Genomic DNA, 22501 nt, shown 5'->3' with positions numbered 1-22501 from the left:
CTTTTCATTCTCCGCTATTTCAAAAACTACTATTCCAAGTACTTCTTGATATCGATTCTTCCGTGGGTAACGTACTGTTGCCAGTATGTTGTTTTTTGGGAAGTTTGGTTTAATTGTTCCAACGCTTCTTCCATGCTGTAGCCTTTGCTGAGTCCACGAGCTAGAACTCCTGCAACGATTGGTGTTGCCATGCTTGTTCCGCTCATTTTCATCCATTCGCCACCTGGAATTGTTGAGTAGATATCTGTCCCGGGCGCCGCAACTGAAATGGATTTAACTCCGTAGTTCGAAAAGCTAGAAATTTGCTCGCCCTTTGTTGAGCTCAAATTCGTCGAAGCGATACCGACCATGTTTGATAGACCTTGGAAAGACAATGGATAGATAGCGTCTTCTTTATTTGTAAGATCCAAGTCTTTATATTCATTACCGGCAGCTGCTGCAAAGATGACTTTGTGATCATTTGCATAACCAATAGCTTCTTCTAACATCTTAAGACCTTCAGGATTCATGAAAGTTTCCCAAGAATTATAAATTCTCCAAGAGTTCGATAGAACTTTGGCTCCGTTATCAACAGCGTACTTAACTGCAATCCCGGCATCGCCTAAGAAACCTAGGCTATCGCTTCCGATAATTACAAGTGGCATGATCTTTACACCTTGAGCAACACCTTGGGCCTTTGTTGATTTGTTTTTATCGGCAGCGATGATTCCTGCGCAATGTGTTCCGTGACTTTGAGTATCGATAGGATCTGAAATTCCATCGTTGAAGTTGTAGCCATGATAATCATCAACTACTCCATTTTTATCATCATCGATATTGTTATTTGGAATTTCATTTACATTCTTCCACATTTTCTTTTCTAAATCTGGATGCAAATAATCCACTCCACTATCAAGAACAGCAACTACAATTCCTTGCCCTGTGAAGTTTTGATTTGTATTTGCATAATCCAATTGACCTACGTGCCAACCATTATCAGCTTCTATTTTTTTATCATTTTTAGGTTGATCGATAGAGATTCTCATATCTGCAAATGCACTTTCTGCATTGAACATTTTTACGAGTTGATTTGCTGACACTCTCTCGCGTGTATCAAGAATCAAATATTGGTTTTTCAGATTTAAAGTAGAATGAGAATTCATTCCTCTTAGCGCCTCAACATTAGTCTGCTTTGGATTTTTTACGATCCAACGAGCAGCTTGTGCTGACATAGACAAAATACTTGTTAAAATTAGCGTAGCTATAAAAACTTTGATGTTCCCCATTTAAATATCCCCCCGGATCTCGTTAAAGATTTAGTGATATTTAATTGTGTGGAAATAAACATACCTGATCAAACAATTTGCAGACTGGACTCGGCGTAGGTAGTGCTCGACTTTCGTCGATTTACTCTCGTATATATATAAGAATATCGCGTTGAGATTGTGTTTCTACTAAACCCACAGGCTTATCAAGTATGACTTTTTTGGCGCGATTGATTTGTCTTACTTTTTGTCTTTTCATACAGTCCAACCAGATCGGATAAGTATGATCCAATTCGCAATTTACAATCTCTTGCGCCTCTTGGACATCTTTTAAGTTAAAGATAGAAAACGCCACAAGCCTACCGCCATAACGTTCACGAATTTCATTTTGTCTTGTTGAGTTCGAACCAGAATAACTTTCATCTGGGGTTAATAAAATAAATTGAGGAGGTTGTTCTTTGGTTTCGTTTGTCACCAATTCGATCAGTGTCTCTACAATTTTTTTCTCAAAAATGTTTTCTTTGTTGAACCCTAATACGATGGTCTTTGCAGAACGCAATCTTTGATAAAGTTGACGATTAATATAAGTCGCTAGCAGCTCGGGCTGTTCAAAATTTGAAGCTTTAATAATTGGAACTGGTTTTGGCTTTAAACCGAATTTTATCACCGTAAGACATGCGATGATCGATAACCCAATGACTGTACCCAAAATCCACTTATGCATAAAAGAAGTTATACAGGTTTTATCTCTGAAAACAAGGGGTTGATGCTTGGCGATAATTTAAAAAACAACCCTACCCAATCTGTCTGTACATGATAGATTTGCTGCCTAGGACTTGATCACAACGTAGACAGGTACCCAAACATTATGAAAGATACAAATACACACCTACAAGTTAGGTCTCATTGTTATACCATCATTGGTAACGGTCGAACTGCCCGACACATGAAGTTCTACCTGCAATCTCAAAATGTACGCGTACACTCTTGGAATAGAAAAGAACACACCAAAGAAGATTTAAATAGATTCATCAAAACTTGCGACACCGTCCTTATTTTGATCAAAGATGCTGAAATCAAAAAATTTGTAGATGCTCATCTAGAGCTTCAAGAAAAAACTCTAGTGCATTTTTCCGGAGCCCTAGTGATTCCAGGGATCGTGGGCCTGCATCCCTTGATGACTTTCTCAGACAAACTTTACAACTTAGATTTTTATAAGAAAATTCCATTTATTTCTGAAAAAGGAAATGAAACTTTTAAGGAAATTTTTCCACAATTAGAAAATCCAAATTCTGAGATTGAGCCTGAAATGAAACCTCTCTACCACTCACTCTGTGTGATGGGAGGAAACTTCACAACTCTACTTTGGACAAAGCTACTCGAATCCTTCAAAGAAAAATTTGATTTCAATCCTGAGCTTGTCTTGCCATTCTTAGAAAAAGTTACAGACAACATCAAGGAAGATTACAAAACCGCCCTCACAGGTCCTCTCTCTAGAAGAGATGTTTCTACGATGAGGAAAAACTTAACTGCTCTTGAAAATGATTCTTTTGCAAATGTTTATAGATCTTTCGTACAAGCAACGCATCCAGAACTCTTAAAGGAGATTGATGAAAACAATTCTTGATTTTTACAAAATGAAGACGGAAAAGAAAAAGATCTCCATGGTGACTTCCTATGACTATTGGAGCGCTAATCTTTTGAATGAAACAGAAATCGATTGCTTGCTCGTGGGTGACAGTCTGGCCCAGGTGATGCATGGACATCCTTCGACAGTTCATGCGGATACCGAACTCATGGCTCTCCATACTAGAGCCGTGGCTCGCGGCGCTCCTGATAAATTTATTGTGGCTGATATGCCATTCTTGTCTGTAAGAAAAGGTTTAATATCAGCAATGGAAAGTGTTGATCAATTGATGAAGGCTGGAGCAAGCTCCGTAAAGGTCGAAGGTATTGCAGGTCATGAAGATATCGTAAAAAATATCGTCGAATCTGGTGTTCCCGTAATGGGACATCTGGGGCTCACCCCACAATCTGTCCATCAGCTTGGTGGATACAAAGTTCAAGGGAAAGACAAGGAGACTGCGGATTTTATTTTTCAATCAGCTTTAAAATTACAAGAACTGGGCTGCTTCTCTCTTGTTCTTGAATGTGTACCTACACAACTTGCAACAGACATTACCAATGCATTACAGATTCCCGTGATCGGAATTGGCGCCGGCCCTTACACTGACGGACAAGTTTTGGTGTTCCACGATCTTTTAGGGTTAACATCAGGACACAAACCTAAGTTCTTAAAAACCTTCTCAGAAGGTAGAGATCTATTCAAAGGTTCATTAGAGCAATTTGACTTAGAAGTAAAAGAGAACATATTTCCATCAACCGAAGAAAGCTATTAAGGAAAAGCCGTTGAGCACGAAGGTTTTAAAAACAACATCTGAATACAAAAATCTATTTTCATCTCTCGCAGGAAAAACCATTGGATTTGTACCTACGATGGGGGCTTTGCATGAAGGTCATCTCACGCTAATGAGAAAAGCCAAAGCCGAAAACGATATCGTGGTGGTCAGTGTTTTTGTGAACCCAACTCAATTCAATAATCCTGAAGATCTAAAAAAATATCCGAGAACTTTGGATCAAGATTTAAAAATGATTTCGGCTGTAGGCGCTGATTACCTCTTTTATCCTGAGATCAATGAAATGTATCCGGATGATTACAAATATAAAGTCACAGAGAATGCTTTTAGTAAAATTCTTTGTGGCGCCCATAGACCTGGACACTTTGATGGAGTTTTAAGTGTGGTGATGAAACTTTTCAATATCGTAAGACCTACAAAGGCTTACTTTGGTGAAAAGGATTATCAACAGCTTAAACTCATTCAAGGAATGGTAGAAAGCTTCTTTATGAATCTTGAAATTGTTCCTGTTCCTATAGTTAGAGATGAAAAGGGCCTAGCGCTTTCTTCTAGAAACCAAAGGCTTTCTGAAGAAGGCTTGGAACGTGCTAGAAAGTTTGCACAAATTTTTAAGCAAGACAAAACACTTGAGGATATTGACGAAGAACTCACTGCAAAAAATATTGAAGTTGAATATCTCGAAGAACACTTTGGCAGAAAATTTGCCGCTGTTCATATCGAAGGAGTTAGATTAATTGATAACACATAAAGAAATTATAAAGAAAAATATTCTATTTATGCTCACGGGATCCATCGCTTGCTTTAAAGCTTGCGAGTTGATTTCTCAGTTGGTGCAAAAAGGTTTTAAAGTTAAGACCGTTGCCTCGCGATCTGCTTTACAATTTATTGGACCAGCAACTCTTGAAGGTCTAACTGGCGAAGCCGTTCAAGTCGATAATTATGAACACGGAAAGATGATGAACCACATAGATCTTGCTAGATGGGCAGATTTGATTCTCGTTTGTCCTGCGACGGCCAATTCTATCAATTCAATGGCTACCGGAGCTGGTGGCGATATGATTACAGATATTTTTCTCAGCAACAATTTTCAAAAGCCCTTTTGGGTAACACCTGCGATGAATACACAAATGCTTGCGCATCCTGCGACTCAAGAAAGCATTAAAAAATTAAAAACTTGGGGAACCGAAATTCTTGATACAGATGCAGGAAATTTAGCATGCGGTGAACAAGGCTCTGGAAGACTCTTAGCCCCTGCAATTATCTTGGAAAAAATATTACAACATTTCTCTAATCAAAGTTTTGAATTTAAGGAGGGTCCAACGGCATGAATATTCTAATTACAGCTGGCGGTACTCAAGAAAGAATCGACCAAGTTCGCAGTATAACTAATACCAGCACAGGTAAAACTGCGCATTCTATTGCAGAATTTTTATATGAGAATAGCTATAAAAATATTTATTACGTGCATGCTGACAAGGCGGAAAGCTTTGCCAACGCAAAGGAAAATATTGCTTTTGTGAGTTCAGATGATCTGGAGAGAGCTCTGAAAGATATTCTAAGGGACACACACATTGACGTGATCATTCACTTGGCTGCAGTATCAGATTTCATTGTGGATAAAGTTGTGATCAATGGGGAACTTTTTGAAGCGAGCAACATCAGTAAAATTAGCTCTAAAGACGAAGTAGAACTTGTGTTAAAGAAAAGATCAAAAATTATCGATCACTTAAAGACTTTTGCGTTGAAGAGCACTCCACTTGTGATTGGCTTTAAACTTACTAATTCCAAAGAGTACGAAGATCAAATCGAACAAGTTTTGGCATTATCAATGAACGAAAGCGTAGACTTTGTAGTTCATAATGATCTTAACGATATTGATAGCAATACTCATAAGACCCAAATTTTTTTTAGAGACAGTTTAGTATTCACGGGCGAAACAAAAGAACATTTGAGTAAAAATTTATTAGAATTAATTAAAACCTACACTTTTAACTTACAGAATTTTACTAGTTACCTAAGTAACTAGTCTGACCGGAGGGCAAGTATGATCTTATGTCTTGATATTGGAAACAGCCAAATTTTTGGTGGTGTTTTTGAAAATGGAAAAATTAGATTGAAGTTTAGAAAAATTTCAACTCAAGGTGCATCTTCGGATGAATATGGTTTATTCTTAAAATCAGTTTTAAGAGAAAACGGATTAGAGCCACAACAAATCAAAAAGATCGCAATCTGCTCTGTAGTTCCGGACCTAGTTCATTCCCTTAGGAACTGCTGCTTAAAGTATTTCAACTTGAATCCTTTTATCCTTCAACCTGGAATAAAGAGCGGGCTTAAGATCAAATACAAGAACCCCGTTGAAGTGGGCGCAGATAGAATTTCTAATGCTATCGCTGCAACTCAACTTCATCCAAATAAAAATTTAATCGTTATTGATTTTGGTACAGCAACCACTCTTTGTGTGATCACAAAGAAACAAGAATATCTTGGTGGCGTGATCTTGGCTGGACTTAAAATTTCCATGGAAGCTTTGGAAACCAGGACTGCAAAGCTTCCTAAGGTTGAAATAGTAAAAACTGATGAAGTTCTTGGAAGATCTACCGTTGAAAGCATCCAGATTGGATTGTTTCATGGACACTATGCAAGTTGTAAATATCTTACTGAACAACTAAAAAAAGAATGTTTTAAAAATGAAGAAGTCATTGTCATGGGTACAGGAGGATTCTCTACAATGTTTGAGGACACAGATCTATTCGATGAGATCGCACCTGACCTTGTTCTTCATGGATTATTCCTCTCTTTAAAGAACAACACAGATATTAAGATCAAACCTAGAGATAAGAAGAATAAAAATTCAGCAACGGATGCCACTGCTAGAAATTCATTGGCGTAGGAGAATATATGCAATTAACAATGATGAAATCAAAATTACACAAAGCAACTGTTACAGACGCAGATTTAAACTACGAGGGATCTATTTCCATTGATTCGGCACTTTGTGACCAAGCTCAATTTTTACAATTTGAACAAGTCGATATCTATAATGTAAATAATGGTGCAAGATTTACGACTTACGTGATCTACGGAAAGCCGGGAGAAATTTGTCTGAATGGTGCAGCCGCAAGACATGTTCAAAAAGGCGATAAAGTGATCATCGTAAGCTACGCCAACTACGAGCGTGAAGAAGCCCTCAATCACAAACCCATCGCTCTAATGCTTGATGATAACAACAAAGTAAAAAGAGAGTCGTTTTAAAAATTTTTTACTGTGCGATTTTGTGGAGAGCTATGTTTAGTAACTGGATTTGGCCAATGTATTCGTAGATCATTTCCATTTCTTCTTTGGTGAATTTCACCGTGTCTTTTAAAGTTATTAAATCTGCTTTGAACTTTGTCAAATCTTCTGTCAGTTGTCCGAGCAATGCCGTCATCTTTTGTGGGTCATCAGCGTCTGCTTCGATGTAACTAGAAAAAATATAATCACAGAATTCTTGTACCTTCTGAATTGGCTGTGCAAAAAACATTTTATTTTTTTCTAGGTTTGGATGCTTATTATCTAAGATTTTAAGTTTAATTTCATAGATAGTACTGAGTGAACTGCCCAAAGCTTTTAGGCCGTTTAATTTTTCACGGATCTTGAAAGTCTTTTGGGCCTGTAAGGCCGTGCGCTCAGACTGGTTCATCTGGATCTCTAAACCTTCAAGTTCTTTTAAAATTCTTTGTGAAATCAAAGAATACTTCTGAATTTTCTCCTGATTTTCATCCGCAGCCGTTCCCCAGTGATTTAAAATCAGCGTTTGTATAGAGTTGATGAGTGCAAATAATTTTTTGTACTCTTGTTCAAAAAATTCTACGAGATACGTGATCGGATAATGATTTTTAGAAGTAAAAATTTGAATCTGACGAATCTCTTTTACATTTCCAGCTGGAAAGAATCTATCAGTAAATGGATTTATATAGCGACTAAGAACAAATCCAATAACTCCCATAAGTAGGCTCAGCATCAAACAATTTGCCGTGAAAGCCAATGGGCTTTGTGACCTTTGAATAAACAGCTCAGGGAAAACCATTTCTGCTGCGATAACAATGATTCCAGTAACAATCGTAATTAGAACTACGGCGTAACTTACAGATCTTGTTTCTCTATGGGCATCTTTTGTCGCGATCATATACCAGAAAGAATTAAATATCATCACGCTCAAAATTGCATTCATCACTTGATCATCAGTGATTAAGTTTTTGAGATAGAAAGCATAGAGAACTGCCAAAACCGCAAAGCTGTTTCTAAATATAAAGTAAAATGCGAGGGCAATTAAAATAATACTCAATCTATTGATGGATAATAAAAACTCTAACTTTGCGATGAGTACTGACTGAATATTGAGCGAGTACATAAAGAGTTCAAATCCAAATAATATTGTCGCAGCAAAGAAAAACATTTTAGAAATCTGAACAGCTTTATTTTTATTTGAAAAAACTCCAAAGATTAAAGCCAAAGCAACCAGAACAAATTTTATCGGGCTCTCATACAAGTTTAAGAATAGCAGGGAAAGTGATAGCCCTACATAACTACCAAGAATTAATCCTAATGCCTGAAAATTAGGGATGATTCCAGAGTTCAAAAAACTCAAACCCACAAAAGAAATGGCTTGGTTCCTTAGAGATAACCAGCTGATTCCCATAGCTCTAATATAAGAATCAAGATAACTAGGTCTTAGAGTTCTAAAAAATTTAATGAAGATGGTTTCAAAAACCAAAGACACCGTGGATGAGTAGAATCTGGCCGCAAATGACAGCAGCGTGAGAGAAACTAATAATAAAAGATCCGTACCCATGAGGTAAACGCTATCACATGATGCGTTGATTCATCAAATACATATCAAAGCGGACCAGTTTACTTTCGAAGGAATGAGAAGGTTTTATGATGGGCTCACTTGCTAGTGGACGTTTTAAAACCACTCTTTTGAGTGCAGTTTTAAGAGCGATCTCAAGCAATTGCTCAATATTTTGCCGAGAAAGATTATCACGATCCGTGAGAATTTCTCTTAAAAAAGCCATTTCTTTTTTAGGTTTGGCTGATTTTGGATCAGCAGGATACATAGGATCTAGATAGATTGTGTGAGGTTTTTCTCCGATCTTGTTCATATAGTCCAATGAAGACCCGTGTACCAATTCAATTTTTCCAGAAAATTTTTTATGGAATTGTGGATGAAGCATTGCCCGCCTCAATCCATCTTCCAAAAGCGCAAATACGATGGGATTTTCTTCTACAGCAATAACACTAACACCATAATGGCAGAAACTCACCGCATCCTTGCCCAATCCTGCCGTTGCATCTAGAACTCTCTCCCCTTTTTCTAAAGCCATGGCTTTAAAGAGCGGTTGAGTTTTAGAAAGTGTTTTTAGTCTTTGCTGAAATTCTCCCGACAAAAAATCCACAGAGATTTTTTCTTTGGAAGAATCTTTTTTAAGCTCTAGTACGTCATCTTTATTACGCTCTAGATAATAGGATTGCTTTTGAGTCATCTTTTCTAATTTTCATTCATAATTTTATTGATTTCAACTCTTAAAGAGATAACCTACTTCGTATTACAAGAAAGGTATCTTCGTGGCAGATTTTTATAAAGGTAAATATGTTATTATTACGGGCGGCTCTGAAGGTATCGGACGTGCCCTGGCTTTGGATCTCACAAAAGCTGGAGCGGACGTTTCTATTCTCTCAAGAACAATTCAAAAGTTAGAACAAACTCACAAAGAGATGGAAAGCTTCCGTGTTTCCAAAGAACAAAAAATCAACTACGCTGTTTGTGATGTCACGCAGTTTGAAACCGTTAGAAAAGTGATCGACGAATTGATCTTTGATCATAAAGTTCCAGATATTTTGATGAACGTTGCAGGTTATGCTCAACCAGGATATATCCACGAACAAGAAATTCATCACTTTGATGAAATGATCAATCTCAATCTCTTTGGCGTAGTTCACACTTGTAAAGCTCTGACTCCTTACTTTATGAAAGAGAAAAAAGGAATTATCTTAAATACATCATCGATGGCAGGCTTTTTGGGACTATTTGGCTACACTGCTTACTGTGCATCAAAATTTGCGGTGGTTGGATTTTCTGAAGCTCTAAGACGTGAACTTAAACCTTACAACATTCAGGTTTCTGTTCTTTGTCCTCCCAATACTAAAACCCCAGGATTGGAAAAAGAAAATAGGGTCAAGCCTAAAGAAATTCTCGAAACAGAAGAAAAAGCAAAAGTTGTAACGGCAGAAGAAGTTTCTACGGCTACATTGAAAGATTTAAAGAAAAAAAAGACCATGATCATTCCTACTACAGACGGAAGCCTTGCTTACTTCCTAAATAAAATTTCTCCCAAAATCATTGATCAATTTGTTAAAAGGAAGATAGACATATGAAAATTTTAATTGCGTTTCTTGTTACTCTGCTCGTGTCCGTTGGATATGCTATGTCCGTCAAAAATTACAAAAGCCCGAAGCTTGCCTTAAAGAAAACCAATGAATCCCAATTAGAGTTCATAGAATTAAAACAGTTTCCCATTAAGTCGCACAAAGATAAATTTGATTTGAGTGGATTGGTAGAAGGCCCAGATGGATCTATTTATGTCATCTCTGATAAAGAAAAAAATCCATTTATTTATCTCGTTAATTGGAAGAAAGGTATTTTTACCGAATATCTTTCGTTTGGAATCAAAGACAAACTAGACATCGAGGCCATCGATATATGCGAAGATTCTTTTTATTTATCCAATGAAAAGAACGATAAATTCTATATCGTAAAAAAAGGTGAAGAGACAAAAAGAATCGATATTGATTTTTCTGAACTCAGCATGAAAGGCGGACTCTTCTCAGGTAACGACGGTTTTGAAGGGATGGCCGTCGACTGCGAGAATCAAATTCTCTATGCCACAAAAGAAATGCTCCCAAGATTTATTGTGAACATCGATTTAAAACAGAATAAAGTTTTAAAGAAATGGACGCTCCCTTCATTGAGCGATAATGATTTTGATTTTACAGAAGCTAAATATCAAAATGGTTTTCTCTATGTTCTAAAAAGAAGTGCTTTCTCATTGGTAAAAGTAGACTTAAAAACTGAAAAAATTGTAGCTTCTTATTCTTACAGTAATATTGAAAAAGGTCCGGGTTATTTATTTGGCCCTTCAGCTCATGCTATTGGCGAAGCTTTCACACTCACTAAAGATGAAATTTGGATTGGCTTTGATAATAATGGTTTAAAAGCTACCGAGGATGCCCAAGAAGAACTCGGCCTCAAGGGCCGAGATCCACTCATCGTGCGGTTTAAAAGACCAGAGAATTTCTAGTCACACAATCAACTTAGCTGATTGTGTGTGTGAACAACATTTCACGGTATTTTGGAAGTGGCCACAATTCATCCGACACAACTCTTTCCGCTTGATCCGTTGCAGCTCTAAGAGCCTCTCTGCGAGGAATCGCATCCGATTGAATCATCTCCATTTTCTTTACTTCATCGTGAACAGCATCGATTTTATCGATCATCTTTGTTAGCTCAACTTCACCATTTAAAAGTTCTGATAAAACTTTTTCTAGTTCTTCTGTGCGAGACTTGTATGATTTCTTAAGTGAATCAGATGCACCATCAGCAATCTTATAAGCATTTCCCAATTGCGCTTCTACTGCCGGAATCACATAAGTTTTTGCAAGCTCGGTTAACATCGACATCTCGATCATCAAAGTCTTAATGAATCTTTCCACTTGAACGTTGAATCTTGATTCTACTTCACCAGCATTTAAAACTTTTTGCTCAATCAAGAACTGAATGCTCTTTGGATTTTTGAAAACCATGACCGCTTCAGCAGAAGAATCAAAAATTGGAAGCTTTCTCTTTTCAGCTTCTTTTCTCCACTCTTGAGAGTATCCGTTTCCATCGAATCTTACGTTTCTAGACTCAATAAGATATTCTTTTACCAATTCCATAACCGCTTCATCACGCTTTGAGCCCTTAAGAAGTTCTTCTAATCTCTTAGAAGCTTTTCTTAAAGTACTAGCAATAGCTGCATTCAACATTGAAACCGGAACTGCAACGTTACTTGATGAACCCACCGCTCTGAACTCAAATTTATTTCCTGTGAAGGCAAATGGGGAAGTTCTATTTCTATCTGTGTAGTCTCTATTGATTGCAGGAATTTGGTTTACACCCAAATCAATGATTTGTTTTTCTGAAGCATCGGAAGCTTTACCTTGTTCAATGTTTTCAAAAATCTTAGAAAGTAAACTTCCACAGAATACAGAGATGATCGCAGGCGGAGCTTCGTTTGCTCCCAATCTATGATCGTTTCCCGGAGAAGCAATCGATGCTCTCAACACATCAGCATGATCAAACACTGCCTTTAAAACTACCGAAATGATCGCAAGGAATCTTAAATTTTGATGCGGAGTTTTTCCTGGCTCTAGAAGATTCTCACCCTTGTCGTTACTGATCGACCAGTTGCAGTGTTTCCCTGAACCGTTTAATCCTTTGAATGGTTTTTCATGGAGCAAACAGTAGAATCCATTTCTATTAGCTACACGCTTGATCACTTCCATAGTCAAAGTATTGTGGTCTGCCGCAATTACTGCATTTTCAAAGATCGGGGCAATTTCAAATTGGCTTGGAGCTACTTCGTTGTGGCGAGTTTTTACTGGAATTCCAAGTCTGTATAATTCTTTTTCAAAATCTTCCATGAACGTGTGTACGCGAGTAGGGATGGATCCAAAGTAATGATCTTCCAGCTGTTGTCCTCTTGGAGGAGCCGCGCCCACTAAAGTTCTACCCGTCATTATGATGTCGGGTCTTTGTGCTGCAAATCTTCTATCGATCAAAAAGTATTCTTGTTCAACTCCGAGAGTTGCATCTACAGCTTTTGCATCTACATCACCGATCAATTTTAAAAACTCTGTGCAAGCTTCTGAGAGAACATCTGTTGATCTTAAAAGCGGAGTCTTAAGATCTAGAGCTTCTCCGTGGTATCCGAAGAATACAGAAGGAATACAAAGTGTTTTTGATGTTTCACCTTCTAAGATAAATATTGGAGAGGTGGGATCCCATGCGGTGTATCCTCTTGCTTCGAATGTAGATCTCATTCCTCCACTCGGAAAGCTCGAAGCATCGGGCTCACCTTGAATGAGTTGAGATCCTGAGAATCTCTCCATCACTGTGAGCTCTGAGTGGTGGGAAGTTTGGATTGAAATGAAAGCGTCGTGTTTTTCCGCTGTAGACCCTGTCATTGGTTGGAACCAATGGCAGAAGTGAGTTACTCCTTGTGTGACGGCCCAGTCTTTTACAACTTGTGCAACGGCATCGGCAGTTTTCTCTGAGATTTTTTCGCCTTTTTCAAGTGAGCGGATAATATTTTGATAAGCATCTCTATGAAGCCTATCTCTCATGTGTGACATATTGAAAGTGAGTTCCCCGAAATATTCTGAAACAGGACGAATGTTTTTAAGCCGGATGTTTTCATTGTCCGTCGGCTTCTTGGCATTTGTGGGATCTGTGATTTGTTGGAGTGCGTGTTGGCGTGGGCCAGCGGCTCTGTTTGAACCTTCGAGCATATTTACCTCTTTCTAACTTTAAGAATCCTCATGAGACTTTTAAAATTGGTTAAGTTATGGCCTTGCGGCTTTTTTGGGCTTAAAGAATCAAAATTGTAACTCTTTAAACCATTGAGTACACTTTATTAAAATACCTTTATTCTGTCTATTGCTTCTTTTTAACTTTTCTCTTTGGACGGGCATCCTTGGCTGCCTGTATGCGGGCTCGCGCATCTTCATTTGCGAGGTCTGCCTTTTCTTTACGCGCCATCATCTTCTCTTTGGCGGCTTGTACCTGCGCTAGTAACTTCTGAGTCTTTGTTTCTTCAGCCTTTGCCCAAGCTTGCGTTTCCTTTAAACTTTTTTCAGCTACAACCGCTGTCTTTTCGGCAGCTGCCGCAGCTTTTCTTTCGTTCTGAAGTTCTGCTTTAAGATTCGCTACGTTTTTCTGGTGCTCAGTTCTAGAGGCGACTGCCGTGCGCTTTCTTTCTAATGCATCGGCTTTCTTCTGTCTTGCCGCTTCAAGTTCGTCCTGCTTTACTTTCGTTTCAGCTACGGCCTTTTCTGCAATGGCTAAATTCTTTTCGATGTCTTTTTCAAGGGCTGCGATTTCAAACTCCGTTTGCTTTCGCTGCTTTTCAGCCTTTGCTCTCGCAGCGTCGGCACGCTTTCTTTCATCCACAGCTTGGTTGATTTTTTGGCGAGCGATTTCCACTGTGTTTTCTTTTTTTATTTTGGTTTTGCTGAGTGCTTTTTCGGCTTCTTTTTCGCGATTTCTTGCTTCCTTAGCCTCATCTCCGGCGACGGTCTCTTGGCTTTTGTAGTCTTGGATTTCCGCTTCTAAAACTTCGGTTTCGACGTCTGCTTCTTGTGCAAATACTGATGTCGATAAAATTAAGATGAGCAAACTAGTTGAAAATTTCATGACGCTCCCCCATAGGCATTATTATATTATCAAAACCGTCCTTAACCTAATAATTTTCTTTACTTAGAACAATTTTAAATCAATAACCAGTCCTATGACTCAGATCAATGTCCAGGATGTAAAACTAAACGAGAGCTGGAAATCCCACCTCCAAGGCGAATTCGAAAAGCCTTACATGCTTGAACTCAAAAAATTTCTTAAAAATGAAAAAACCAAAAAGAAAATCATTTATCCTTCGGGTCCGCAGATTTTCAATGCTTTGAACACTACGGATTTTGATAACGTAAAAGTCGTGATCCTAGGCCAAGATCCATACCATGGACCAAATCAAGCCATGGGATTGAGTTTTTCTGTACCGCGCGGAGTTCCACCGCCGCCTTCTCTTAAAAATATTTTCAAAGAAATTCAAAATGACTTAGGCCTAAAACAACATGCACACGGAGATCTTTCATCTTGGGCAAAGCAAGGGGTTTTATTATTGAATGCAACTCTCACTGTTGAAGCAGCCAAGGCAGGATCTCACCAGAAAAAAGGTTGGGAATTATTCACGGATAAAATCATCGAATCTCTCAATCGTGAAAAAGAAAATTTAGTATTTATGCTCTGGGGAAGTTACGCTCAGAAAAAAGGGGAATTCATCGACCGCAAAAAACACTGCGTACTTGAAAGCGTTCATCCTTCACCACTCTCCGCACACCGCGGGTTCTTAGGCTGTAAACATTTTTCTAAGGCCAATGCATATCTCAAATCTAAAGGGTTAGATCCAATAGATTGGACAATTTCTTAGGCATTTATTATAATGCTTCTATGACCACAAAAGTATTTTGGAAAGACCCTTATCAAGCAGAACTCGATACAACTGTTCAATCTGTGAATGGCAATATCATCACCCTGAATGAGACAATTTTTTATGCTTTCTCTGGTGGCCAAGAAAGTGACGCAGGAACAATTGGTGGCTACAAAGTTTTAGAAGCCAAGAAAGATGGAAAACAAATTTTTTATACTTTAGAAAATCCAAATTTGAAAGCCGGCGATGCCGTAAAGGTTTTAATTGATTGGGAACGCAGATACAAATTGATGCGCCTTCATTTTGCCGCCGAAGTGGTGCTAGAGCTTGTTTGTCAAAAATTTCCAGAAGTAATTAAAATTGGGGCTCATATCGCACAAGAAAAATCTCGCATTGATTTCCAATGGGATCAGAACGTAACTCCGCTCATTCCAAATCTTCAAGATGAAGCTCAAAAAATTATCGATTCTAACCAGGAAATCGAAAGCGCATTCAGCGACGAATCCAATGAAAGACGTTATTGGAAAATCAAAGAATTTTCCCAAGTTCCTTGTGGCGGAACCCATATCAAGCGCACGGGCGAAATGGGAACCATTAAACTTAAAAGAGTAAATCCCGGCAAAGGCCGTGAACGCATCGAAATCTACGTTTCTTAATTTTTTATGAGAACTATTGAAGGGTCGTCACAAATAAGATCTGCTCTGTTACGTGACAATCTAAAACAACACCCTCATTCTTAGAATGAGGGTCACTACTCAGATGTTAAAGATTTCCATTTTTTTGCTTACAAGCGAACCTAGTTGTTGCCAGCACGGAAAGGTCTTTCAGCATCACTCTTCCTTCTCTATTGAGTGAAGAAGGATCTAGCACAGGAACTCCCTCATTTGATAAAGTTGTTGGCTTATATATACCAGAATCAAAAGGATCTTGAGTCACTGCATATGCCTGTCCCCATAATACACAGCTATCCTTATTTCCACCTGTAGGACAAACTTCTGTAAACAGACGAGTTGACGCATGGACCACCACATTATCAAGCGCCTCACGCTTTTGCGCAAAAGAAAAATATGGATATAGTGCGACCTTCACGTCGTAATTTCCCAGCTTAGCTTGAACGGCTAAACCTTGTTCGAACATCAATGCGCCCGTTGCAAGAATATCCTTTGGAAATGGATAACTTTCGAAATCATTAAATCCTTGCATCTCTCCACGTTCAAAATTCATGTACGCTTCTGATTCCGCGATAACCTCGTTCGCAAGATTCAAAATCTCTGCCTTACACGTCAATTTATCAACTGCATTTGCGGCTGAAGCTGAAGTGGATACCAATAACATTAGAATACAAAAAAACTTTAACATACATACTCCCCATATGTTTTTTGCCAAACCATTTGGCAAATTGTGTTTAAAAATCTAAAAATAGCCAATAGAAACCATTGCTGTTTCACAACAGTTATTTTTTATTCAAAAAAAATAGTTTATTTGAGAAAAAGATCGACAGCTCAATATCTTATCGCTGTCAAATTTCCTCTATAGAACTCTTTTTACAAAAACTTTTCTCCAAAACTGAAGAACTTTTTCTGGCGCCTCTTCTGTCTTTAATTTCACTACAGTTGATGTAACCAAGATTTGATCTCCAGAGAGAAGTTCATATCTAATTCTTTTTTCAATTCCATCACGCTTAGATGAGTGGCCACTGGAATTTTTTGATATATTAAGAGGATAGTGAGTCTCTCCCTTAATTCCAATTTCATCACAGTCTGATGATGGCGAAACTAGTCCCAAATCTGAACTCAAATGGCTAATTTGAAGCTCACAGAGTGTGTCTGAAGAAGCATAGGTTCCTTCAGAAAATGAAGTTTCCTTTGCAAAAACGTTCGGGCCCGTTAAGGTTAAAAGCGCAGTAAATCCATATATTATTTTTTTCATTTGTAATCCTTTATTAAATTCGTTATATTTATTTTAGTTAATTTACTTAATTCGTTTAATTTACCGTTTCAATTTTCTATCTTTAAAATAAAACCTCCTTTATTTGTGGTTACTTAGTATTCAATTTTTCATTTTAAATTCGTTTAGAATACAGTCTGCATAGGCTTGTGTATCTGCCTGCAAGGTCTCTTCACTTACATAAGAAATAAGTTTTAAGTCGCTATACAGAGGCTTTCTTTGTAACAATTTAATATTTGATAGTTCGTTAATAAAAAAGCTATCTGATTCAAAAATAATGTCAGGTATTTGGCTATCCAACATCATGTTTTTTGATTTGGCATATAGACTAAATGTTGGTCGATAAGTGCATTCAAATATCGACTTATCCGTTGGGTCTTTCTGACAGGTTATATTACCCGTCTTGTTTTCAGAACTCATCATCTCAGGAGTGAATTTTTTAGATAATGCCGCTTCACACTTTTCAGTCAGATTTAGAAAAGTCGCTACAGGTAGAGATTTTATTTCAGACAAAAATACGCGTTTTTCTTCTTTAAAAAATTTCTTTTTATCTTTTCTGTTAAAATATGTGCATAGAATATTTTTTTCTGACCCATTCTTTTTTATAAGCCGTGCGACTGAATTATAAATTTTATTCGTATTATCCGGAAGTTGAATTTTTTTATCTGAAAAGCCATATTCATTTTTAGTTATGACTTTCATGAGCGGAGCTATGCTATTATCAAAACCAAATAAGGCTGCATATTTAGAATAATACGAATCATCCATTGCGAGATGATCGATATCACATTGATTAAAGGGTCCACAGATAATCCCATATCCACCAATTACAGGGAACAAGAATCCATAGTTATAGGAATTAAGATTAATATTTAAGACATCAGATTGATCCCAGCAGGCAATGAATTCATTCTGCATAGAGGAGTATATACTCATAGCAAAGTTTTTAGCCTCTGACTCACCCATGTACATAAGGTGAGCAACCTCATGCAGAATTTTTATTTTTAGGTCTTTTTTAGTAGAATAACTTACCGACTCATATGACTCACTTGCGTAAGCTAAAAAATAACTTCTCAAGGCAAAAATTTTATTTGTTTTTTGATCATAATCAAATAAGAGTTCTTTTCCTTCTCTGTATTTAGTCAAATCATATTTTAATTCGATATTGGAAATCACAGATATAAGTTTTAGTTTGTCCCATTTTAACGGCAAAGACGAAAAAGACCTATCGGATGCAATTTCAATTTCACCAACTAATTCATGAACAACGTCTATTAATATTTTTGCAGAATTAGTAGCAGCAAATCCTCCGCCACCAGTAATACTTCCACTCGTTGGTGCATTTCCACTATTCGTATTTCGCGCTTTAACGCACCCAGTACATAATGCTACGCTTAAACTAACTGTCAGAATGATAAAGTGCCTAGCTCCCATAAATGCCTCCACAGCGATTCTTATATTGATAATGCAGCGCATTTACAATTTTATTTTAGTAAAAAATAAAACCATATTTTAGTAATATTAAAATATGGTTTTCAAGTATACGGACTATCGTTTATATATTATCGAAAAATTGAATGAGCTTGGAGCCAAGAGTGGATCTAAATCTGCCCTGGCAGCTGCGATAGAATGCCAGCCTGGCTTTATCTCTCATGTTATTAGTGGCAAAGCTCATTTAAGTTTAGAGCAAGCTCAAAGAGCTAATGCTTTTTTTAGACACAGTGAAGAGGCTTCGAATTATTTCATATTGATAGTGTCATACTCTAGAGCTGGTACAAATGAGTTGAGAAATTATTTTTTGAAGCAAATTGAAAAAATTTTACAGAAAGAAGTGAGTGTTGAGAAGTCTGTTTCGGCAAAAGTAAACTCTGCCACTGAGTTTAGCTCTGAGTACTATTCAAATATTTACTACCAAATAGTTCATATGATGCTAACGATTAAACCTATGTCTATTCAGTCTCTCGCAGATGCACTCAAACAAGATACCGAATTAATTTCATCTATATGCAAAAAACTTCAAGATTTTGGTTTGGTTGAATCTGTAAGAGACCAATTCTATGTGAAAAATGACATTGTCATACATCTTCCAAAAGACTCGCCATTCATTACCACTCATCATACTAATTTTAAAATTCTTGCAATCGAATCCATAAGAAAAAGAGAAAAAAGTGACTTACATTATTCTTCATTGGTCACTTTATCGCGTGAAGATGTTCGTATTATTAAAAATTTAATATTAGAAATGAATAAGCAATCTGTAGATAAAATATCAAAATCAAAGCCAGAATGTATGTACGGATATTCTTTTGATTTTTTTAAAATAATATGAAACGAAAAAGAGGCTCCGCTTTCTACCTCAGCTTTTCGTCATTTTTTTAAAACTAAATTGTAACAAGTTTCACCGCGCTCTAAATATTTTTTTTCAAAGTGAGTACGGGGCTTTTCAGATTTTTCGACGATTCTATTTTCAATTACTTTCAAACCGAATATTTTTTGAGCATTTTCTAAGGACTCATCAAAATAATATTTTTCATTTGTAGCGAGAGTAATTATTCCACCAGGCTTTAATGTCTCCACCAAATAAGTCATAAAAGGCATTTCGAAAAATCTTTTTTGCGGATCTTTTGGATAAGGGTTTGGATACAGAATGAAATAACGATCCACACTTTGAGGCTTTACGTAGTGTGCAACCCACCAAATGGCATTAGTATGAACTGGAACTACATTTTTGATTTGCGGATGTTTTTCCAGCCTTCCCAAAAACTTAGCAAATTTCTCTGAAGTTTTTTCGATCGCAACCAGAAGTCTTTCGGGGTTATTTTTCGCATAATCAATTGGATGAAAGCCAACGCCGCAGCCAATCTCAATATCTAGATTGCTAAAATTCGTCGGCAAATCAACCTGCATCACCGGCTTCGGAATATTACTTTTATCAAACACTCTCATCCCCAAAAGGTACCCCCTAGTTTTCCGTACCGCAACTGCGTTATTTTGACGCACTATCAGTACGGAAAACTAGGGGGTACCTTTTGGGGAATGTTTAAATAACTTGTTATTTCATTGGCTTAGGGGTTGGGTATTGACTTTCTATACTTTAGGCTCAAATTATCGATGTCGGGTCCAAATTGTTGAAGACAGACTAACTGTTTTTAACCACTCCGGAGGTCACTACATTATGAAACACACATTCAACTCCCAAGAAAATACTTCTCCAGAAATCCGCGCGTTCATTTATCAGCAGCTTACGGATCTTGAAGGACTCTTGCCTCAGAACTCCAATGTTTCCATAATTGTGGAAGACCCCGCAATAATTAAAAAAACAAAAAAAGCTCAAAAAAAGAAAGTCATGATTCAACTAGAAACCGAAGCTGGAAATCTAGTTGTTGAAAGTGAGCACTTGGATGTCTATAAGGCAATTCAAGCGGCTAAAGAAAATCTGAGATCTCAGCTCTCAGTCCTTCAAGCCTTCACTGGCGGCGTAGAAGATCGCGATGAAAAGATCAATAATATTATTGAGCACAAGTATCTACACTAAACATCATGAACTTTTGCTAACTCATTCAAAGTATTCTAAACTACTATAAAATAGGACACTTGATTTTCGAAAAATCCCCTTTTGCATTGTCTATTGATAAAACAAGTTGATGCAAATGTGGATCATTTTCGATCGCCCAACTCTGATTGAGACCATATCTGCTAGGCATATCTGCCGGAATGAGATAGTAGGTCACGCCTTGAGCAAAATATTCTCGGTCATTTGATTTCGCGTATGAATCCGCAAATATATTTCTCTCTAAAGCGGCACTGTACAATTTTTTAATGCAAGCACCAATTGCAGGATGATATCCTAACACGTAGGTGTGAAATTGATGGGCCATCTCATGACCTAATAAATTATAATCACCATGCACTCCCATAAAGACTTCATCATGGTCTGCCGCTACAAATTTTCCGCCACTTCCTCGAACATCATCCCATAATCTATTGTCATATTTGTGATTTGGGTTAAGTGGAGGACCGATTCTCACATCCTTTAAATGTTCAAACGAAGCAACCTCACTTAGTTTTTCAAAAGGAAGTTTAATGTAAGCCTTCATACTCGCTTTTAAAAAATAATCTACGTAGTCTGCCCAAATGCGCATACCGTATTTAACTCTTTCTATTGATGTTTGAGGAAATGATTTCAAATTTGGGATAAATCTATAAATAGAGTCTGGAAAATTGATTTTAGAAATAACATCAATAACTCTTTGTTCATTTTTTTCAAAATCAGCGTAAGATTTATATTTTAATTGTCTTTCAAGCAAAGTAAGGCCCCAGTGAGATCGGTTATTGAATGGGCACAACTGATGGGCTCTCCAAAATGCATCTCGAGCTTTCTTTTCATCTCCCAGCACTGAATATAATCCCCCCAAAGTACTTTGAGCGTCTGATAAGGAGTTTAAATTTGCATCATTTTCAAGATCTGCAATTAAATTTTTTAAATCACTCGTTCCATTTTTCCAATTTTGGATTTTAGTATTAAAATCGTCTTTTAAAGATCCACTCAACATGTTTTTTGCACAAGCCGATTCTGAAATTTCTGTATATGTATATGTATTCTGTTCCAGAGGAAGTTTTAAACTTCTCGAATGTGAGTAAGGATAAAACGCAAGATAAACTTCCCTTGCTAAGTTGAAATTTCCACCCGTAGAAAGTCGATAGGTAATATTGTAAGCCAAATCCCACCAGTCGAGAGGATTCTCTAAACCTTGAACTTCTTCCACCAAGTGACTATATGCTTTTTCATGCAATGAATCTTTTGCTAATAGAGCTACCCTTAAACTTTTAAAATATTGCTGCAGAAACCCTGAAGAACTAACTGCATACCGGTCCATAAAACTATAAACCGCAGCCTTAGTATCAGATTTTGGCGTGCCAATAACAAAAAACTCCAACATGGCCTTTGCAGTTTTTTTATCTGCATCAGAAAAATCTTTTAAATTACTAATAATTTGATCAAATTGATCTGAGTACTCCGTTTCTAGAGCCATAGATGCATGGAGAAAAATTTTAAAATTCAAATCATCTATTTTACCATTTTTATTGAATAAAAAGAAATCATTGGCCTTTGAAAACTGATAATCCAGCAAAGAGCAACGCGCTCCTTGAACCTGCAGGAGGACTGCGTTTTCAATTTCGGATTCTTGCATGCACTTTTCTGCATAACTTCGGCAATCCTGATAGCGACCAAGGACTGTTAAACCTAGAGCATAATCAAAGGATTTTTTATCTGAACATGAAACTGCTTGCTGCTGTCCTAACTCACTCAAGTTTTTAAGAGTAGAACTAAGTTGGGCAGAAATCTGCTTATCTTCTGTTTTCCTAGTAAAAATTCGAGCGGCTCTCTTGAGTGAAGTTGGTTTTTCTGATTTTTTTAGAGTTACCTCTTGATGTGGATCCAGATGCATTTTTTGATCGGATTTAAAATCAAATTGAAGTTGAGCATACGAAATTTGAGGCACTAACCCCAATAAGAATATAAATGCATAAGTAGATTTTAAATGAATCATTTGGAACCCCTCACCTATAGAGGTGTTCTCAAAGTTGACTGCACAATGCAATTGCAAAAGTACGA

General features: G+C 37.3%; 24 protein-coding genes. 13 read left to right on the top strand and 11 right to left on the bottom strand.

Annotated elements, in window-relative coordinates:
• Positions 1–29: 29 nt before the first annotated feature.
• On the bottom strand, positions 30–1265 hold the full coding sequence (locus V4596_12435) for a S8 family peptidase (protein ID MES2769944.1): 1236 nt from the start codon (positions 1263–1265) through the stop codon (positions 30–32).
• 121 nt (positions 1266–1386) lie between these two features.
• Positions 1387–1968, bottom strand: a complete 582-nt coding sequence (locus V4596_12430) for a hypothetical protein (protein MES2769943.1) — start codon at positions 1966–1968, stop codon at positions 1387–1389.
• A 222-nt stretch (positions 1969–2190) separates the two neighbouring features.
• Between V4596_12430 and V4596_12425 the strand changes: the two genes are divergently transcribed.
• Genes V4596_12425 through panD form a run of 7 tightly spaced genes read left to right on the top strand, consistent with a single transcriptional unit; the run spans position 2191 to position 6913 of the window.
• Complete coding sequence (locus V4596_12425; protein MES2769942.1) at positions 2191–2871, top strand: DUF2520 domain-containing protein; 681 nt, start codon at positions 2191–2193, stop codon at positions 2869–2871.
• Positions 2855–3643, top strand: a complete 789-nt coding sequence (gene panB, locus V4596_12420) for a 3-methyl-2-oxobutanoate hydroxymethyltransferase (GenBank protein ID MES2769941.1) — start codon at positions 2855–2857, stop codon at positions 3641–3643. Before V4596_12425 ends, panB begins: the two co-directional genes overlap by 17 nt.
• A gap of 10 nt (positions 3644–3653) precedes the next feature.
• Positions 3654–4409: a pantoate--beta-alanine ligase gene (gene panC, locus V4596_12415; protein MES2769940.1), complete on the top strand. Its 756-nt coding sequence runs from the start codon at positions 3654–3656 to the stop codon at positions 4407–4409.
• Entirely contained in the window at positions 4396–4989 is a 594-nt protein-coding gene (locus V4596_12410; protein ID MES2769939.1) for a flavoprotein, read from the top strand. Before panC ends, V4596_12410 begins: the two co-directional genes overlap by 14 nt.
• The gene (locus V4596_12405; protein MES2769938.1) at positions 4986–5687 is read left to right on the top strand and encodes a phosphopantothenoylcysteine decarboxylase; all 702 of its coding nucleotides are present in this window, start codon (positions 4986–4988) and stop codon (positions 5685–5687) included. Before V4596_12410 ends, V4596_12405 begins: the two co-directional genes overlap by 4 nt.
• Positions 5688–5705: 18 nt before the next feature.
• A complete protein-coding gene (locus V4596_12400; GenBank protein ID MES2769937.1) occupies positions 5706–6551 on the top strand; it encodes a type III pantothenate kinase in 846 nt (281 codons plus the stop codon).
• A gap of 8 nt (positions 6552–6559) precedes the next feature.
• A complete protein-coding gene (gene panD / locus V4596_12395; protein MES2769936.1) occupies positions 6560–6913 on the top strand; it encodes an aspartate 1-decarboxylase in 354 nt (117 codons plus the stop codon).
• Positions 6914–6920: 7 nt separating this feature from the next.
• On the opposite strand, the gene V4596_12390 is transcribed toward panD, so the two are convergent.
• The gene (locus V4596_12390; GenBank protein ID MES2769935.1) at positions 6921–8492 is read right to left on the bottom strand and encodes a hypothetical protein; all 1572 of its coding nucleotides are present in this window, start codon (positions 8490–8492) and stop codon (positions 6921–6923) included.
• A gap of 13 nt (positions 8493–8505) precedes the next feature.
• Entirely contained in the window at positions 8506–9183 is a 678-nt protein-coding gene (locus tag V4596_12385; protein MES2769934.1) for a class I SAM-dependent methyltransferase, read from the bottom strand.
• Between the two features lie 82 nt (positions 9184–9265).
• Here V4596_12385 and V4596_12380 point away from each other — a divergent pair, with 82 nt between their 5' ends.
• Positions 9266–10075: an SDR family oxidoreductase gene (locus V4596_12380; GenBank protein ID MES2769933.1), complete on the top strand. Its 810-nt coding sequence runs from the start codon at positions 9266–9268 to the stop codon at positions 10073–10075.
• Entirely contained in the window at positions 10072–10998 is a 927-nt protein-coding gene (locus V4596_12375; protein ID MES2769932.1) for an SdiA-regulated domain-containing protein, read from the top strand. The genes V4596_12380 and V4596_12375 overlap by 4 nt, the downstream gene beginning before the upstream one ends.
• 13 nt (positions 10999–11011) lie before the next feature.
• Here V4596_12375 and V4596_12370 read toward each other — a convergent pair whose 3' ends face one another.
• Together V4596_12370 and V4596_12365 are read right to left on the bottom strand one after the other, a co-directional pair.
• Entirely contained in the window at positions 11012–13246 is a 2235-nt protein-coding gene (locus V4596_12370; GenBank protein MES2769931.1) for a glutamine synthetase III, read from the bottom strand.
• 145 nt (positions 13247–13391) lie between these two features.
• Positions 13392–14150 (bottom strand): hypothetical protein, encoded by a 759-nt coding sequence (locus tag V4596_12365; protein MES2769930.1) that lies wholly within the window; start codon positions 14148–14150, stop codon positions 13392–13394.
• Between the two features lie 94 nt (positions 14151–14244).
• Between V4596_12365 and ung the strand changes: the two genes are divergently transcribed.
• Both ung and V4596_12355 read left to right on the top strand, forming a co-directional pair.
• A complete protein-coding gene (gene ung / locus V4596_12360; protein ID MES2769929.1) occupies positions 14245–14937 on the top strand; it encodes a uracil-DNA glycosylase in 693 nt (230 codons plus the stop codon).
• Positions 14938–14939: 2 nt separating this feature from the next.
• Positions 14940–15593 (top strand): alanyl-tRNA editing protein, encoded by a 654-nt coding sequence (locus tag V4596_12355; protein MES2769928.1) that lies wholly within the window; start codon positions 14940–14942, stop codon positions 15591–15593.
• Between the two features lie 106 nt (positions 15594–15699).
• On the opposite strand, the gene V4596_12350 is transcribed toward V4596_12355, so the two are convergent.
• The 3 genes from V4596_12350 to V4596_12340 all read right to left on the bottom strand — a co-directional run bounded on the left by V4596_12350 (position 15700) and on the right by V4596_12340 (position 18318).
• Complete coding sequence (locus V4596_12350) at positions 15700–16296, bottom strand: hypothetical protein (GenBank protein MES2769927.1); 597 nt, start codon at positions 16294–16296, stop codon at positions 15700–15702.
• 171 nt (positions 16297–16467) lie between these two features.
• The gene (locus V4596_12345) at positions 16468–16866 is read right to left on the bottom strand and encodes a hypothetical protein (GenBank protein ID MES2769926.1); all 399 of its coding nucleotides are present in this window, start codon (positions 16864–16866) and stop codon (positions 16468–16470) included.
• Between the two features lie 120 nt (positions 16867–16986).
• Positions 16987–18318, bottom strand: coding sequence for a hypothetical protein (locus V4596_12340; GenBank protein ID MES2769925.1), 1332 nt, complete (start codon positions 18316–18318; stop codon positions 16987–16989).
• Positions 18319–18412: 94 nt separating this feature from the next.
• On the opposite strand from V4596_12340, the gene V4596_12335 reads away from it, so the two are divergent.
• Positions 18413–19213, top strand: coding sequence for a TIGR02147 family protein (locus tag V4596_12335; protein MES2769924.1), 801 nt, complete (start codon positions 18413–18415; stop codon positions 19211–19213).
• Positions 19214–19251: 38 nt separating this feature from the next.
• On the opposite strand, the gene V4596_12330 is transcribed toward V4596_12335, so the two are convergent.
• Positions 19252–19830: an SAM-dependent methyltransferase gene (locus V4596_12330; GenBank protein ID MES2769923.1), complete on the bottom strand. Its 579-nt coding sequence runs from the start codon at positions 19828–19830 to the stop codon at positions 19252–19254.
• A gap of 229 nt (positions 19831–20059) precedes the next feature.
• On the opposite strand from V4596_12330, the gene V4596_12325 reads away from it, so the two are divergent.
• A complete protein-coding gene (locus V4596_12325) occupies positions 20060–20419 on the top strand; it encodes an HPF/RaiA family ribosome-associated protein (GenBank protein MES2769922.1) in 360 nt (119 codons plus the stop codon).
• Positions 20420–20462: 43 nt separating this feature from the next.
• On the opposite strand, the gene V4596_12320 is transcribed toward V4596_12325, so the two are convergent.
• A complete protein-coding gene (locus V4596_12320; GenBank protein ID MES2769921.1) occupies positions 20463–22436 on the bottom strand; it encodes a hypothetical protein in 1974 nt (657 codons plus the stop codon).
• Positions 22437–22501: the final 65 nt, after the last annotated feature.

Source organism: Bdellovibrionota bacterium (assembly GCA_040386775.1).
In the GTDB taxonomy this organism is placed as follows: Bacteria; Bdellovibrionota; Bdellovibrionia; order Bdellovibrionales; family JAEYZS01; genus JAEYZS01.
Note: the sequence above shows the minus strand (reverse complement) of the source record. Positions and strands in the feature narration are given on the sequence as shown.

Excerpts from the sequence above, each read along its gene's own strand:
- V4596_12435 (MES2769944.1), bottom strand. The coding sequence starts at position 1,265 with ATGGGGAACATCAAAGTTTTTATAGCTACGCTAATTTTAACAAGTATT.
- V4596_12430 (MES2769943.1), bottom strand. The coding sequence starts at position 1,968 with ATGCATAAGTGGATTTTGGGTACAGTCATTGGGTTATCGATCATCGCA.
- V4596_12425 (MES2769942.1), top strand. The coding sequence starts at position 2,191 with ATGAAGTTCTACCTGCAATCTCAAAATGTACGCGTACACTCTTGGAAT.
- panB (MES2769941.1), top strand. The coding sequence starts at position 2,855 with ATGAAAACAATTCTTGATTTTTACAAAATGAAGACGGAAAAGAAAAAG.
- V4596_12405 (MES2769938.1), top strand. The coding sequence starts at position 4,986 with ATGAATATTCTAATTACAGCTGGCGGTACTCAAGAAAGAATCGACCAA.
- V4596_12400 (MES2769937.1), top strand. The coding sequence starts at position 5,706 with ATGATCTTATGTCTTGATATTGGAAACAGCCAAATTTTTGGTGGTGTT.
- panD (MES2769936.1), top strand. The coding sequence starts at position 6,560 with ATGCAATTAACAATGATGAAATCAAAATTACACAAAGCAACTGTTACA.
- V4596_12390 (MES2769935.1), bottom strand. The coding sequence starts at position 8,492 with ATGGGTACGGATCTTTTATTATTAGTTTCTCTCACGCTGCTGTCATTT.
- V4596_12385 (MES2769934.1), bottom strand. The coding sequence starts at position 9,183 with ATGACTCAAAAGCAATCCTATTATCTAGAGCGTAATAAAGATGACGTA.
- V4596_12375 (MES2769932.1), top strand. The coding sequence starts at position 10,072 with ATGAAAATTTTAATTGCGTTTCTTGTTACTCTGCTCGTGTCCGTTGGA.
- V4596_12370 (MES2769931.1), bottom strand. The coding sequence starts at position 13,246 with ATGCTCGAAGGTTCAAACAGAGCCGCTGGCCCACGCCAACACGCACTC.
- V4596_12365 (MES2769930.1), bottom strand. The coding sequence starts at position 14,150 with ATGAAATTTTCAACTAGTTTGCTCATCTTAATTTTATCGACATCAGTA.
- ung (MES2769929.1), top strand. The coding sequence starts at position 14,245 with ATGACTCAGATCAATGTCCAGGATGTAAAACTAAACGAGAGCTGGAAA.
- V4596_12350 (MES2769927.1), bottom strand. The coding sequence starts at position 16,296 with ATGTTAAAGTTTTTTTGTATTCTAATGTTATTGGTATCCACTTCAGCT.
- V4596_12345 (MES2769926.1), bottom strand. The coding sequence starts at position 16,866 with ATGAAAAAAATAATATATGGATTTACTGCGCTTTTAACCTTAACGGGC.
- V4596_12340 (MES2769925.1), bottom strand. The coding sequence starts at position 18,318 with ATGGGAGCTAGGCACTTTATCATTCTGACAGTTAGTTTAAGCGTAGCA.
- V4596_12335 (MES2769924.1), top strand. The coding sequence starts at position 18,413 with ATGGTTTTCAAGTATACGGACTATCGTTTATATATTATCGAAAAATTG.
- V4596_12330 (MES2769923.1), bottom strand. The coding sequence starts at position 19,830 with ATGAGAGTGTTTGATAAAAGTAATATTCCGAAGCCGGTGATGCAGGTT.
- V4596_12325 (MES2769922.1), top strand. The coding sequence starts at position 20,060 with ATGAAACACACATTCAACTCCCAAGAAAATACTTCTCCAGAAATCCGC.
- V4596_12320 (MES2769921.1), bottom strand. The coding sequence starts at position 22,436 with ATGATTCATTTAAAATCTACTTATGCATTTATATTCTTATTGGGGTTA.